Origin of the sequence: Priestia sp. YIM B13486 (assembly GCF_042787865.1) — a bacterium.
Lineage (GTDB): Bacteria > Bacillota > Bacilli > Bacillales > Bacillaceae_H > Priestia > Priestia megaterium.
In genome coordinates, this window is the sequence record NZ_JBHZOZ010000005.1 from 12,323 (window position 1) to 26,672 (window position 14,350).

Below are 14,350 nucleotides of genomic sequence, written 5' to 3' on the forward strand. Positions count from 1 at the left end.
GTCTGTGCGAGGCTTCACTTTCCGCGGGCGGGCGCTGAGCCTCCTCGTCACTTGCGCTCCAATCAACTGTTAGAAGGACCTAAACAGATGAAACTATATTCACTATAACAAAAAAAACGAACCACTAATCAAACATGTTGATCAATGGTTCGTTTTTCACTTGGGCTAAAATACTTTTGTACCGCCCTCTTTTTATTTATTTCAAACGCTTTTCTAATTCTGCTTTTTTCTCTTCAAAACCAGGTTTTCCAAGCAGAGCAAACATATTTACTTTGTATGCTTCTACTCCCGGCTGATCGAATGGGTTTACGCCTAATAAATAGCCGCTGATTGCACATGCTTTTTCGAAGAAATATACAACATATCCGAACGTATACTCATCTAGCGCAGGAATGTTCACAACTAAGTTTGGAACGCCCCCATCTGTGTGAGCAAGCATTGTACCTTGGAAGGCTTTTTTATTTACAAAGTCAACTGTTTCACCAGCTAAGTAATTTAATCCATCTAAGTCCGCTGCATCTTCTTCAATTGTTAGCTCATGACGAGAATCTTGAACTTGTACAATTGTTTCAAAAATATCACGACGACCTTCTTGTACATATTGACCTAAAGAATGAAGATCCGTTGAGAAGTTAGCAGATGAAGGGTAAATACCTTTTTGGTCTTTTCCTTCACTTTCGCCAAATAACTGTTTCCACCACTCAGCAAAGTATTGAAGAGCTGGCTCATAGTTAATCAGCATTTCAATTGTTTTTCCTTTATTATAAAGAACATTACGAGCTACAGCATATTGATAAGCTGGGTTCTCTTCTAGCTCTGATGATGAGAATGCTTCTTGAGCATCAGCTGCCCCTTTCATCATTTGTTCGATATCAAGACCCGCAGCGGCAATTGGCAATAAGCCAACCGCTGTTAATACTGAATAACGGCCGCCTACATCATCTGGAATAACAAATGTTTCATAGCCTTCTTCGTCCGCTAATGTTTTTAATGCGCCACGCGCTTTATCTGTTGTTGCATAAATACGCTTGCGTGCTTCTTCTTTGCCATATTTCTCTTCTAATAATTTACGGAAGATACGGAAAGCAATCGCCGGTTCTGTTGTTGTACCAGATTTTGAAATAACATTAATAGAGAAATCTTTATCTTGTAAAACATCCATTAAGTCTTTCATGTACGTTGAGCTGATGTTGTTACCAGCAAAAATAACTTGCGGAGTTTTACGCTGTTCTTTTGATAATGTGTTATAGAATGAATGCTGAAGCATTTCAATAGCAGCACGAGCACCTAAGTAAGATCCTCCAATACCGATAACAATTAATACATCTGAATCAGATTTAATTTTTTCTGCACTTTTTTGAATGCGTGCAAATTCTTCTTTGTCATACTCCGTAGGAAGGTCGACCCATCCTAAAAAGTCGTTTCCAGCACCTGTTTTCTCATGAATTGAATGGTGAGCTACTTTCACGGCATCACGTAAGTATGTAAGTTCATGTTCACCAAAAAATGATAACGCGTTTGAATAATCAAAACGAACATGTGTCATAGTCTGTTCCTCCATTAAAATATCTTTATTTTTCACTTTATCGAAACTGTTAGCTGAATTCAAGTGAATCCACTTACAATTTGACACAATCATTATAGTTTGTTGAAACTGCAATCATTGTATGTACCTTTTTATTTAACGATAAATTCAGTTGTGAAGTCAACTAATGTTCTTTGATTACAGGACGTAATTCATGCACGATTACGCAAATAATAAGCAAATAAAAAACGACTAAAGATTGGTCTTCAATCGTTTTTTATTTGCTTATCGGATGGTGCAATATAGTTCATTTCACCTATCTTCACATATTGTCTCGGTTTATAAGAGGCTTTTAAAAGGGAAGAGTCTATTGAAATGGAATTTTCAGCTTGGTTTTTAGAAGTGAGGAACACCCTGTTTTCTTCTTTCATTTCCAAGTGATTATTCAGCACAAATCCGCCCATACATAATGCGGTAAAAATGAGAAAACTGATGGCTATTTGTTTCCTATACATTTCCATCACCTCACTCTTAGAGTGACAATTTTGAGTGATTTTTATACGTCCAAAAAAATTTTTTTATGTTTTTTTTATGGATTTTGTGACGAGTTTCTATTTATTTAATAAGGTTTGAAAAATCTGCTGATACTAAGAAATAGCATGGATGCATGCATAATTAAATTATTATATAATCGGTTACAGAATTGAATATCACAAGGAGGTTTGTCTTTTGTCGTGGTTGCACTTGGTGATTTTATCGCCTTTTTTATTAGCCTTTTTTGTCCCCCTTCTGTATAGGAAATTCCAGCGTATTCATACAGGGTGGTTCGTTTTACCTCTTCCACTTGTGTTGTTCATTTATTTCACACAATATATCAGTGGTGTTTCTAAGGGGGGAACATATCTACATTCAATGAAATGGATACCTAGTCTGGGCATTAACTTTGATGCCTATGTGGATGGACTTGGTCTTCTGTTTTCTCTATTAATCACCGGAATTGGGACACTTGTTATTCTTTACTCCATTTATTATCTTTCTAAGACAAAAGAAGCACTGCATTCGTTTTATGTCTATTTGCTTCTTTTTATGGGGTCGATGCTAGGAGTTGTATTATCAGATAACCTAATGAGCCTTTACAGCTTTTGGGAATTAACAAGCCTTTCATCTTTTTTATTGATTGGTTATTGGTACAAACGAGAGAAATCTCAATACGGAGCCTTAAAATCTATGCTCATTACCGTATTCGGAGGACTTTCCCTTTTAGCAGGAATTGTGCTTTTATACGTTATGACAGGTACTTTCAGCATACGCGAAATTATCTCAAACGTAGATGTAGTCACATCAAGTCATCTATTCATTCCAGCTCTAGTCCTCATTTTATTAGGGGCCTTTACAAAATCTGCTCAGTTTCCTTTTCATATTTGGCTGCCAGATGCAATGGAAGCTCCAACCCCAGTGAGTGCATACCTTCATTCAGCCACAATGGTAAAAGCAGGAATTTATCTTTTAGCAAGACTCAGCCCTGTTTTTGCTATAAGCGCCACTTGGTTTTTTGCTATTTCAATTATAGGACTAATTACACTGTTTTGGGGCTCATTTTCAGCAGTAAAGCAACAAGACCTGAAAGGGATTTTAGCTTTTTCAACTATTAGTCAGCTGGGGATGATTATGTCACTTATAGGAGTAGGTAGCGCAGCTATTCACTATGATTTTTTAGACGATAATATCTACTTAGTAGCTCTTACTGCAGCGGTTTTCCATTTGATTAACCACGCTACCTTCAAAGGCAGCTTGTTTATGGTAGTAGGTATTGTCGATCATGAAACAGGCACGCGTGACATTAGAAAGTTAGGCGGGTTAATGAGCGTTATGCCTGTGACATTTACCATTGCTCTCATCGGGGGATTTTCAATGGCGGGTCTTCCTCCTTTTAATGGATTCTTAAGTAAAGAGATGTTTTTTACAGGCATGGTAAACGTGACAAAAATGGATATGTATAGCATGCAGACGTGGGGAATTTTGCTGCCTATCATCGCTTGGTTAGGAAGTATCTTCACTTTCATCTATAGTATGATTCTTGTCTTTAAAACCTTTACAGGCAAATACCAGCCCGAAAAGTTAGAGAAGAAACCTCATGAAGCACCAGTAGGCATGCTTATTTCACCTGTTATTTTAGCATCACTGGTTGTTATTTTTGGCTTTGCTCCTAATTTATTAGAATCGACCCTTATTGAGCCAACAATGGCCTCTATCGCACCTAGCCTGCTAGCTGAAGGTAAAGAATATCAAGTGCATATTAAATTTTGGCATGGCTTTACGCCAGAATTATTTATGACACTAGGGGTCATCATATTTGGTATTTTGTTATTTATGACGGTTCAAAAATGGTCAAAAATTTATACACGATTCCCTTCTTCTTTAACGCTTAATAACGGCTATAATTATGGAATTAAAGGGATAGAAAAAGGGTCAACACGTATCATGAAAACATTAATGACAGGATTTATTAGAGACTATCTTTTAATCATTTTTACTTTCATAGGCATCTTACTTCTGTTGACGCTCTTTTCTCAGAATGCCTTTGCGATTGATTTAAAAGATACTTCTTCTATAGGCGTTTATGAAGCCATATTAGCAGTCGTAATGGTTGCAGCTACTATTACAACTTTATTGGCAAAATCACGCCTCACAGCCATTATTTCGCTCGGAGTTGTCGGGTATACACTCTCTTTATTTTTCGTATTATTCCGAGCTCCTGACTTAGCTTTGACTCAATTAGTGATTGAAACTGTATCGGTATCACTGTTTTTACTATGTTTCTACTACTTGCCGGAGTTTCGGAAGCGAAAAGTAAGGGTGAAGTTTCAGCTGCCAAACTTACTGGTCGCTCTTCTTGTAGGAACGACTGTTACACTGCTTGGCATATCAGCAAACAGTACGAAACTATTTGAATCGATTTCACATTACTTTATTGAAAACAGCTATGAAAAAGCAGGCGGCGAAAACATGGTGAACGTAATCCTTGTGGACTTCCGCGGATTTGATACATTATTTGAAATTACCGTACTTTGTATAGCAGCTCTTGCTATCTATGGCATGATTCGTCTTCGGTTAACAAAGGAGGAAGAAGAGTGAAAAAAAATGATTTGATACTACAAACCACAACGAAAGTAGTCACGTTTATTATTATCATTTTTGCCATTCATCTTTTCTTTGCAGGTCATTATACACCGGGGGGAGGATTTGTTGGGGGACTTACTACCTCAGCAGCTCTTGTATTATTACTGCTGGCTTTCGATATAAAAACCGTATCGAAAGTCATCCCATTTGATTATAAGAAGGTCGCGGCTTCTGGACTGCTGCTAGCTATTTTAACGGGGCTTGGGTCATTTATTTTCAAAGTCCCATTTCTAACTCACACATATAGCTACTTTAACCTTCCCCTTCTCGGGAAAACATCTTTAGCTACCGTTGTACTGTTTGATTTAGGTGTATATCTAGTAGTTGTTGGTGTTACGATGACCATTATTCAAACGATTGGAGAGAGTGAATAGTGGAAATATTAATGTCCATAGTGGCAGGGATTCTATTCACTGCCGCTGTATATCTCATGTTATCCCGCAGTTTACTGCGAATTATTATTGGAACAGGCTTATTAAGCCACGGTGTTCACCTGTTAATTTTAACGATGGGCGGATTAAAAGGGGGGAGTGTTCCCCTTCTGGGAGAAAAGGCTTCTTCTTATACAGATCCTTTACCTCAAGCTCTAATTTTAACTGCCATTGTCATAAGCTTTGGCGTCACTTCTTTTTTCCTTGTACTAGCGTACAGGGCTTATCAGGAACTCGGAACAGACGATATGGACAAGTTAAGGGGAAATGAACATGACGAGTAATTTTGTAATCATCCCACTGCTTATCCCGTTTGTTGTAGGTGTTGTGCTCATTTTTTTCAAAGACAATATTAAACTTCAAAGGATAATCAGTGTTTTATCATTAATCACCACCACTGCTTTTGCTGCCTATTTAGTACAACTGGTTCAATCAAAAGGTGTTTTAACTCACGAGCTTGGGAACTGGAAACCTCCTTTTGGAATTATTCTAGTAGCGGACATGTTCGCGTCCCTTCTCGTACTTACTGCTAGTGTGGTAACACTATGCTGCGTTCTTTTTGCTTTTCATACAATTGGGGAAAAGCGTGAACGCTTTTACTTTTATTCGTTTGTGCAGTTTTTATTAGTAGGCGTATTCGGCGCCTTCTTAACAGGTGATATCTTTAACTTATTTGTCTTTTTTGAAGTCATGCTTATGTCTTCGTACGCTCTTATTGTAATTGGCGGTACAAAAGCACAGCTTCGAGAGTCACTTAAGTATATTTTAGTCAATGTCATTTCATCCGCTTTGTTTGTCATTGCCGTTGCTTATTTATATGCTGTAACAGGAACTCTCAACATGGCGGACCTTTCACAGCGAATTGCTGAGGCGAACCAGCCGGGAATTTTAACAACCATTGGCATGCTTTTATTTATCGTCTTTGCCTTAAAAGCAGCTTTATTTCCAATGTATTTCTGGCTTCCAGGTTCATATAGTGCGCCTCCACCCGTTATTATCGGGTTGTTTGGTGCCTTGCTCACAAAAGTAGGCGTTTATTCGATTTTCAGGACTTTCACTTTACTGTTTTACCATCATCCTGAATTTACTCATCAAATTATCGGCTACGTTGCGCTTTTGACTATCGTTGTTGGTGCAGTAGGCGCCATTGCTTATTCGGATGTAAATAAAATCTTAATTTATAACATTATTATTGCTGTCGGAGTCATTGTCTACGGGGTGACCTTGACAACAAACGCAGGTTTTGAAGGAGCTATTTATTATTTAATTCACGACATGATTATTAAAGCAGCTCTATTCCTTCTTGCTGGAAGCATCGTTCGAATAACTGGAACAACAAAATTAAAGAAAATGGGTGGGTTAATTAAAGACTATCCGCTGCTTGGCTGGATGTTTTTTATCGCTACTATTTCTTTGGCAGGAATTCCTCCCCTAAGCGGCTTTATTGGAAAATTCCTTTTAGTTCAGGGCGGCTTAGAATCAGAGAGCTACACGTTTGTAGGAGTTTTACTAGTTTCAAGCCTGCTTGTTTTATATTCTGCCATTAAGATTTTCATGAGCTGCTTCTGGGGTGAACCTAAGCTTTCTTCTGAGCATGAAAAAGTATCCCTTAAAGGTATTCTATACCCATCCGCTATCTTACTTGCTGTTTCTGTCTTTTTAGGACTAGGTGCAGAAGCTGTTATCCCTTATGTGTCAACAGCCACTCAAACGCTTATGGATCCTTCAATTTATATCCAATCAGTGTTAAAGGAGTAGATCTGCATGTCATTTCAACTATTATTAAACGTAATCATTGCATTCACATGGATGTTTTTGAGAGGGATTTGGACACTCCCTTCCTTTATTATAGGTTTTTTCTGGGGAGCGGTACTGCTGTTTGTTTTCCGCCGTTTTTTTCACAGACGTTTTTATTTGCATAAAGTGTATGCGATCATTAAACTGCTGTTTATTTTTATACGAGAATTATTCAAAGCCAATATTGCAGTGACTAAGGACGTATTGCGCCCTAAATTAAATATTCAGCCAGCCATCTTTGCAATGCCAACCCGTCTGGAGAGTGAATGGGAAATTACCATTCTTTCTCTTTTAATTACGCTAACGCCAGGTACACTGGTGATGGATGTGTCAGATGATAATTCTACTATCTATATTCATGCAATCAATACAGACGATATTGATGACATTATTACAGATATTCAGCAAACATTCGAAAAAGCCATTATGGAGGTGAGTCGTTAAATGCTCGATATTTTTTTAAACGTTTCGCTCATTCTCATTTCTGCTTCAACTATTGGGTTTGTTTATCGAGTGGTGAAAGGTCCGTCAACTGCTGATCGAGCAATGGCCCTTGACGCTATTGGAATTAACATCATTGCCATTACGGCCATCATCTCGATTATTTTTCGAACCCAGGCTTTTTTCGAAGTCATTTTACTGCTAGGCATCATAGCCTTTGTAGGTACCGTTGCTTTTTCTAAGTTTTTAGAGAAAGGAGAAGTGATCGAATATGAACGTGATCAGTGAAATCATTGTAGGAGCTTTAGTACTAATAGGGTCTCTTCTGACAGTTGTGACCATGATTGGGCTTATTCGCTTGCCTGATACGTACACAAGAAGTCACGCTGCCTCCAAAAGTGCCACCTTAGGCGTCCTGTTTATATTAGTGGGCTGCTTACTCTACTTTTGGATTGACACCGGCCATATTAGTGCACGGTTAATTTTAGCGATTGTCTTTGTGTTTATCACCTCTCCTATTGCTGGGCATTTACTAGGAAGAGCGGCTTATTACAGCGGAGTTCCTCTTTCTGATAAAACCGTTCGGGATGATTTGAAAACCAAACAGCAGAAAAAACTTACCCATCATGAATAGAAAAAAACGCCGTGCGGTTTGCACGGCGTTTTTTATCGAAAATCTTATAAAGAAGCGCGTAGGATTGCTAGTACATCTTCTTTGTTTAATTTTTTAAATTTGCCAAATTCACCTTTAGCCATTGCACGATCAGCCATAAGATCTAATTTGTCTTCACCAATATCATAATCAGCTAAGCGAGTTGGTGCACCTAGGCTTGACCAGAATTCACGAAGCTTATCAACACCTTCAAGTGCTACTTCTTTATCCGTCTTGCCTTCCGTATCTACGTTAAATACGCGTACAGCTACTTGCTTGAAGCGATCTACGTTCTCATCCATTACGTGTTTCATCCAGTTCGGGAATAAAATTGCCAATCCACCTGCATGTGGAATGTCATATACAGCTGATACCGCATGCTCAATATTGTGAGTAGCCCAATCGCCTTGGTGTCCCATTTGTAACATACCGTTTAATGCGATTGTCCCATTGTATAAAATCGTTTCACGTAACTCGTAGTTCTCTAGGTCGTTTAATAATTTTGGTCCCGTTTCAATAACCGTTTGCAGTACTCCTTCACACATGCGATCTTGAAGCGGCGTATTTGTTGCAACATGGAAATATTGTTCAAATACGTGGCTCATCATGTCGACCATGCCATAAACTGTTTGATTTTTTGGTACAGTAAATGTATTAACAGGATCTAAAATAGAGAATTGAGGGAATGTTGCCGGACTGCCCCAGCCGTATTTTTCTTGTGTTTCCCAATTTGTAATAACAGAACCAGCATTCATTTCTGAACCTGTTGCTGCTAATGTCAGCACTGTTCCAAATGGAAGAGCTTCAGCTGCGAATACGTCGCGGTTAATGATGTCCCATACGTCTCCATCATATTTTGCGCCTGCTGCGATTGCTTTTGTACAATCGATTACGCTTCCTCCACCAACTGCAAGTAAAAATTCAATACCGTTTTCTTTACAAATATCGATTCCTTTGCGAACAGTTGTCAGACGAGGATTCGGCTCTACTCCCGCTAACTCATGTACTTCTGCATTCATGTCATTCAGTACATCCATTACTTGATCGTATAAACCGCTGCGTTTTACGCTTCCTCCGCCGTATACTAATAATATCTTTTTGCCAAAGCGCCCTGCTTCTGTTTTTAACTGCTCTAATTGACCTTTACCAAAAATTAATTTTGTAGGATTATAAAATGTAAAATTGTTCACTATAAACTCCTCCTTACGAGCTTGATTACATGCATCATTATGAAGAACAACTTTTTGATTGTAAAGAAAATTGACTTCCTAAAGATTATTCCCTGTGGGCTAGATGCTCACCCCATCCAAATGAACGTTTATTTGTCTGTATCTTCCAAAAGCAAATATGCATATTTCCCTCTAAAAAAAGCAGGCTAATAAGTGAACTACAAAACAAGGAGGGTTCATCATGAGTGGTATTCAACGTATTGCGCTCGTATTAACGATTATTGGAGCAATTAACTGGGGACTTATTGGCTTTTTTCAATTTGATTTAGTAGCAGCAATCTTCGGCGGTCAAACATCTGCTTTCTCCCGCATTATCTATGGATTGGTTGGAATCGCAGGACTGATTAACCTAGGTCTATTATTTAAACCTTCTGCTGAAGTAGAGCGTACAGAACCTAGAACGGAACATTAAAAAAAGAAGGATAGCTAAGCTATCCTTCTTTTTTTCTTATTTCTTAATTAGATCTTCGCGGTTTGATTGCTCAATCCACTCTTCTAATTTTTCTTTTAATGTGTTGAATCCTTGAGTAGATTCAGTATGAACTGTTGCTTGACCTTGACGCTTTTTAGCAGGTTTTTTAGGTGCAGAAGCTTCAGTTTTTTCTGGAGCTGGCTCAGTAGCACGAATAGATAAACCAATTTTACCAGTTGACTCATCAACAGATAAAACTTTAACGTTTACTTCGTCTCCTACTGATAAATGTTCGTTAATATCTTTAACGAAGCCATGTTTTACTTCTGAGATATGAACTAATCCTTGAGTTTCTTCATTTAATGCAACGAATGCACCGTATGGTTGAATTCCTGTTACTTTACCTTTTGTAACAGTACCGATTTCAAATTTTGACATATAAACACTCCTAGATACCTTATTATTTTCACCATTATAGCCAATTTAAAATTATAGCACAGTTCATAGATTGAATCAAAAAGTAGTTATACTATATTTATTATTTACCAATTTCGTCACAAATATAAACTAACACTACATTTCATCATAGCAAAAAAGATATTATATCAAACCGTCTATAGGATATGACATAATATCTTATTTTTATTATAACTTATTTTCAACAAAACGGCTAATCCGTTTTATGGATTCTTCTAATGATTCCATTGAAGAGGCGTATGAACAGCGAATATGTCCCTCTCCGCCTTTTCCAAATACATTGCCTGGCACCACGGCTACTCGCTCTTCAAGCAAAAGCTGCTCAGCGAATTCTTCCGATGACAATCCAGTTTTCTCGATAGAAGGGAACACATAAAACGCTCCTCCGGGAGAATGGCATTCCAGACCAATTTGATTTAATGACTTCACCATATAGTTCCGTCTTCTGCGATAGCTTTTTCTCATCTCTTCTACGTCATGCTGCCCATTTTGTAGTGCTTCAATTGCTCCATATTGTGCCATGGTAGGCGCACACATCATTGTATACTGATGAATTTTCAGCATTGCTTTAGCAATCTCAGTTGGTGCACATATGTATCCAAGACGCCATCCAGTCATGGCAAACCCTTTAGAAAAGCCAGAAATAATAATAGTGCGTTCTTTCATCCCTTCTAAAGAAGCAATAGATGTAAATTCTTCATCATATGTTAATTCTGCATATATTTCATCCGTGATAACAAGCAAGTCATACTTTATGACAATATCCGCAATAGCCTGCAGCTCTTCTTTAGAGAGTGAGCTTCCTGTTGGATTATTAGGAGAGCATAAAAGAAGAGCTTTTGTGTTGCTTGTAATCACTTCTTCAATCTGCTTAGGCTGCAGCTTAAACTCTGTTTCTGCTGTTGTTTCAATTGCCACAGGAACTCCTCCTGCTAGCGAAATTAACGGGCTGTAGGACACAAAGTTTGGCTCTACGACAATAATCTCATCTTCAGGGTTAATCAAAGCCCTCATTGTAATGTCTAAAGCCTGACTTCCTCCAACGGTCACAATAATATCATCTTTATAATCATACGAGACGTTAAAATTTCTTTTCATATACTTCATAATTTCAAAGCGAAGCTCTAAAAGCCCCGCATTTGCTGTATAAGAGGTATATCCTCTTTCCAACGATAAAATACTCGCTTCTCGAACAGCCCAAGATGTGACAAAATCAGGTTCACCTACTCCAAGAGAGATGACGTTATCCATACTTGCTGCTAAATCAAAAAAGCGGCGAATACCTGAAGGTTTCAGCTGTTGTACAGTTGTTGACAAGCGCTCTTTCATTACGGAGACACCACGATTCTGCGATCTTCATCGCCTTGGTCGTAGATGGTACCATCGTGCTTGTATTTTTTCATAATAAAGTGAGTCGTTGTAGATAAAACAGAGTCTAGCGTAGAAAGCTTTTCAGAAACAAAAAATGCTACTTCAGACATTGATTTTTCTTCAATAATAACAGACAAATCATATGCTCCTGACATTAGGTACACGGATTTCACTTCTTGAAAACGATAGATGCGCTCCGCAATCTCATCAAAGCCTACTCCTCGCTTTGGTGCAACTTTTACATCTATCATAGCTGTGACGCCCTCATGTCCATCTACTCGTCTCCAGTTAATATCAGCTGAATATTGCACAATTACTTTTTCTCTCTCTAGCTTTTTAACAATATTAGAGGTTTCTTCAAACGTTAAATCCACCATTTTTGAAATACTATCTATCGAAATACGGCTATTTTTTTCTAGAATTTCTAAAATTTCTAACTCTTTTTCTTCTAAGAACACCGCGTTCCCCTCCTACAACGATTAAATTTTTTCACTTTTTCCATTATATCAAATTTAAACACATCTTTAATGTGAAATCTATACCGGTAATTGAGTTTCATTTTATAGATTGCTGGAAATTAGGACAGACTAGAAAGAAAAAGATGGAGTGAAACAAATTGACTGAATCTAAAATTACTTGCCACCAGCGTACTTTTAATGGAGTCAATGTTTACTACGAATGCCATAACTATCACCCTGATAAACCCGCCATTGTATTTATTCACGGCTTTTTATCATCGAGTTTTAGCTTTCGACGTTTAATTCCTTTATTTGAAGATACGTTTTCTATCATTACGCTGGACCTTCCGCCATTTGGGCGAAGTGAAAAATCGTTAACCTTTCAATACTCGTATAAAAATTTAGCCAGAATTGTCATCGAGTTGATTGAATATTTAAAGTTGAAAGATGTTGTACTATCGGGACACTCAATGGGAGGACAAGTTTGTTTAAACGTAGCAAAGTTAAAGCCTTCTTGCGTATCGAAACTAGTTCTTCTGTGCAGCTCAGCTTATTTAGGCCCCTCACATTATGGATTGGTTATGTCTTCTTATGTTCCCTTCTTTTATCTGTGGGTAAAAACGTGGCTTTCTCGCAAAGGTGTATTAGGTAACTTGCAAAATGTCGTATTTGATCATAAGTTAATCGACGAAGAAATGATTGATGGCTATACTGAACCATTTTTGGATGACCGTACGTTTATGGCTTTAACAAGAATGATTCGCGATCGAGAAGGAGACCTATCCTCAAAGGATTTGCAGCACATAAAAAAACCAAGTTTACTCATTTGGGGAGAAGAAGACCGGGTTGTTCCTTTGCATCTCGGACGTAAGTTAAAAGATGATTTAACAGACTCTACCTTTGTCTCTTTAAAGGAAATTGGGCACCTTTTACCAGAAGAGTGTCCTGACATTGTGCAATCTCATATGGTCGATTTCTTGTACGGTGAAAAAGCCCTGTCTCAATAATGACGGGGCGGGTTCGTATATTGCACACGAGGCGCTAACTTTAATAAAAAATTCATTAGTCGTGCTTCAGCAATTTTTTCACTTTCTTTATTGACTTCACAAGTTAACTTCGTTGACAAACGTATTAAAAATAAGCAAACTATTATATTAAAAAAGGGGGTACTTTTATTGTCTACTTATTCTTTTGATCAATTAATTAACCGTACAGGTACGCAGTCCGTAAAGTGGGACAAAACTGATCTTGTTTTTGGAGCAAAAGATGTTCTGCCTTTTTGGGTAGCTGATATGGATTTCCAAGCGCCGCCTAATGTTCTTCAAACCATTAATGAGCGTGTCAAACACGGTATTTTCGGCTACACTTCCCCTACTGAATCTACGGCAAATGCTTTATCATCCTGGATAGAAAAAAAGCATCAGTGGACCATTGATCATGAATGGATTACATACAGTCCAGGAGTTGTATTTGCCCTGAGTATGGCTATTCAAGCATTTACGGAACCCGGAGATTCAATTTTAATTCAGCCTCCAGTCTATACTCCATTTTTTAACATGATAAAGGTAAATGATCGAGAAGTTGTTGAAAATCCGTTGAAACTTGCAGGCGATAAATACGAAATTGATTTTGCAGATTTAGAGCAAAAATTTGCAGAAGGTGTAAAATTAATGATTCTTTGCAGCCCTCATAATCCAGTAGGACGCGTGTGGACAAAAGAAGAACTGAAGAAGCTTGCCGATCTTTGTGAAAAATACAATGTATTAATTGTTTCAGATGAAATCCATTCTGATCTAATTTACCAGCCTTATAAACACATTCCCATTAGCATGGTGAGTGAAGATGCGGCCAATCGAACCATTACGTGTATGGCCCCTAGCAAAACATTTAATATACCGGGACTTCAGGCTTCAGCTGTTATTATTCCAAATGAGAAACTGCGCACACAGTATGTTCAGCAGCAGCAAAAGCAAGGGTTTTCTAATTTAAACACATTCGGAATAATTGGATTAGAGGCGGCTTACAGTGAAGGTGAAGAGTGGCTAGAAGCACTGCTTGTGTATCTGAAGAAAAATGTAGATCTCGTGACGCGTTTTATAAGTGAGAACTTGCCTGAACTGCGAGTTGTTCAGCCAGAAGGAACTTATTTACTATGGATTGACTGCAACAAGCTGCATTTGTCAGAAGAAGAATTACATGAACGCTTATTAAAAAAAGGTAAAATCGCCGTAGAAAAAGGTGAAAAATACAGCTCCACATATGGAAAAGGCTTTATCCGCTTGAACATTGGCTGTTCACATGAACAACTTCAAGAAGGATTGAATCGCTTAAAAGTAGCTTTAACGTAAAAAACAGCGTTCTTTCTCACGAAAGAACG

General features: G+C 38.0%; 16 protein-coding genes. 10 read left to right on the forward strand and 6 right to left on the reverse strand.

Annotation, left to right across the window (positions count from 1 at the left end; translation table 11 throughout):
* Positions 1-196 precede the first annotated feature (196 nt).
* Both ACFX4G_RS14735 and ACFX4G_RS14740 read right to left on the reverse strand, forming a co-directional pair.
* Positions 197-1,546, reverse strand: a complete 1,350-nt coding sequence (locus tag ACFX4G_RS14735; protein ID WP_013059589.1) for a glucose-6-phosphate isomerase — start codon at positions 1,544-1,546, stop codon at positions 197-199.
* Positions 1,547-1,791: 245 nt separating this feature from the next.
* Positions 1,792-2,040, reverse strand: a complete 249-nt coding sequence (locus ACFX4G_RS14740; protein ID WP_377575479.1) for a hypothetical protein — start codon at positions 2,038-2,040, stop codon at positions 1,792-1,794.
* A gap of 214 nt (positions 2,041-2,254) precedes the next feature.
* Here ACFX4G_RS14740 and ACFX4G_RS14745 point away from each other — a divergent pair, with 214 nt between their 5' ends.
* Genes ACFX4G_RS14745 through mnhG form a run of 7 tightly spaced genes read left to right on the forward strand, consistent with a single transcriptional unit; the run spans position 2,255 to position 8,008 of the window.
* Complete coding sequence (locus tag ACFX4G_RS14745; protein ID WP_097824846.1) at positions 2,255-4,660, forward strand: Na+/H+ antiporter subunit A; 2,406 nt, start codon at positions 2,255-2,257, stop codon at positions 4,658-4,660.
* Positions 4,657-5,079: a Na(+)/H(+) antiporter subunit B gene (locus ACFX4G_RS14750; protein WP_013085301.1), complete on the forward strand. Its 423-nt coding sequence runs from the start codon at positions 4,657-4,659 to the stop codon at positions 5,077-5,079. The genes ACFX4G_RS14745 and ACFX4G_RS14750 overlap by 4 nt, the downstream gene beginning before the upstream one ends.
* Positions 5,079-5,420 (forward strand): Na(+)/H(+) antiporter subunit C, encoded by a 342-nt coding sequence (locus ACFX4G_RS14755; protein WP_013059592.1) that lies wholly within the window; start codon positions 5,079-5,081, stop codon positions 5,418-5,420. Before ACFX4G_RS14750 ends, ACFX4G_RS14755 begins: the two co-directional genes overlap by 1 nt.
* Entirely contained in the window at positions 5,410-6,894 is a 1,485-nt protein-coding gene (locus tag ACFX4G_RS14760; protein ID WP_377575483.1) for a Na+/H+ antiporter subunit D, read from the forward strand. Before ACFX4G_RS14755 ends, ACFX4G_RS14760 begins: the two co-directional genes overlap by 11 nt.
* A 6-nt stretch (positions 6,895-6,900) precedes the next feature.
* Positions 6,901-7,377: a Na+/H+ antiporter subunit E gene (locus tag ACFX4G_RS14765; protein WP_013059594.1), complete on the forward strand. Its 477-nt coding sequence runs from the start codon at positions 6,901-6,903 to the stop codon at positions 7,375-7,377.
* On the forward strand, positions 7,378-7,662 hold the full coding sequence (locus ACFX4G_RS14770) for a Na(+)/H(+) antiporter subunit F1 (protein WP_013059595.1): 285 nt from the start codon (positions 7,378-7,380) through the stop codon (positions 7,660-7,662). It abuts the gene before it with no gap.
* Positions 7,646-8,008, forward strand: a complete 363-nt coding sequence (gene mnhG / locus ACFX4G_RS14775) for a monovalent cation/H(+) antiporter subunit G (protein ID WP_013085304.1) — start codon at positions 7,646-7,648, stop codon at positions 8,006-8,008. The genes ACFX4G_RS14770 and mnhG overlap by 17 nt, the downstream gene beginning before the upstream one ends.
* 44 nt (positions 8,009-8,052) lie before the next feature.
* Here mnhG and ACFX4G_RS14780 read toward each other — a convergent pair whose 3' ends face one another.
* Complete coding sequence (locus tag ACFX4G_RS14780; protein ID WP_377575486.1) at positions 8,053-9,216, reverse strand: iron-containing alcohol dehydrogenase; 1,164 nt, start codon at positions 9,214-9,216, stop codon at positions 8,053-8,055.
* A 220-nt stretch (positions 9,217-9,436) separates the two neighbouring features.
* Between ACFX4G_RS14780 and ACFX4G_RS14785 the strand changes: the two genes are divergently transcribed.
* The gene (locus ACFX4G_RS14785; RefSeq protein ID WP_013059598.1) at positions 9,437-9,667 is read left to right on the forward strand and encodes a DUF378 domain-containing protein; all 231 of its coding nucleotides are present in this window, start codon (positions 9,437-9,439) and stop codon (positions 9,665-9,667) included.
* A 36-nt stretch (positions 9,668-9,703) separates the two neighbouring features.
* On the opposite strand, the gene yugI is transcribed toward ACFX4G_RS14785, so the two are convergent.
* The 3 genes from yugI to ACFX4G_RS14800 all read right to left on the reverse strand — a co-directional run bounded on the left by yugI (position 9,704) and on the right by ACFX4G_RS14800 (position 11,973).
* Positions 9,704-10,105 (reverse strand): S1 domain-containing post-transcriptional regulator GSP13, encoded by a 402-nt coding sequence (yugI, locus tag ACFX4G_RS14790; protein ID WP_013059599.1) that lies wholly within the window; start codon positions 10,103-10,105, stop codon positions 9,704-9,706.
* A 207-nt stretch (positions 10,106-10,312) separates the two neighbouring features.
* On the reverse strand, positions 10,313-11,473 hold the full coding sequence (locus ACFX4G_RS14795; protein ID WP_043977208.1) for an aminotransferase: 1,161 nt from the start codon (positions 11,471-11,473) through the stop codon (positions 10,313-10,315).
* Entirely contained in the window at positions 11,473-11,973 is a 501-nt protein-coding gene (locus ACFX4G_RS14800; RefSeq protein WP_013059601.1) for an Lrp/AsnC family transcriptional regulator, read from the reverse strand. Before ACFX4G_RS14800 ends, ACFX4G_RS14795 begins: the two co-directional genes overlap by 1 nt.
* Before the next feature lie 158 nt (positions 11,974-12,131).
* Here ACFX4G_RS14800 and ACFX4G_RS14805 point away from each other — a divergent pair, with 158 nt between their 5' ends.
* Together ACFX4G_RS14805 and ACFX4G_RS14810 are read left to right on the forward strand one after the other, a co-directional pair.
* Positions 12,132-12,980 (forward strand): alpha/beta fold hydrolase, encoded by an 849-nt coding sequence (locus ACFX4G_RS14805; RefSeq protein ID WP_097824847.1) that lies wholly within the window; start codon positions 12,132-12,134, stop codon positions 12,978-12,980.
* A gap of 168 nt (positions 12,981-13,148) precedes the next feature.
* Positions 13,149-14,321 (forward strand): MalY/PatB family protein, encoded by a 1,173-nt coding sequence (locus ACFX4G_RS14810; RefSeq protein ID WP_097824848.1) that lies wholly within the window; start codon positions 13,149-13,151, stop codon positions 14,319-14,321.
* Positions 14,322-14,350: the final 29 nt, after the last annotated feature.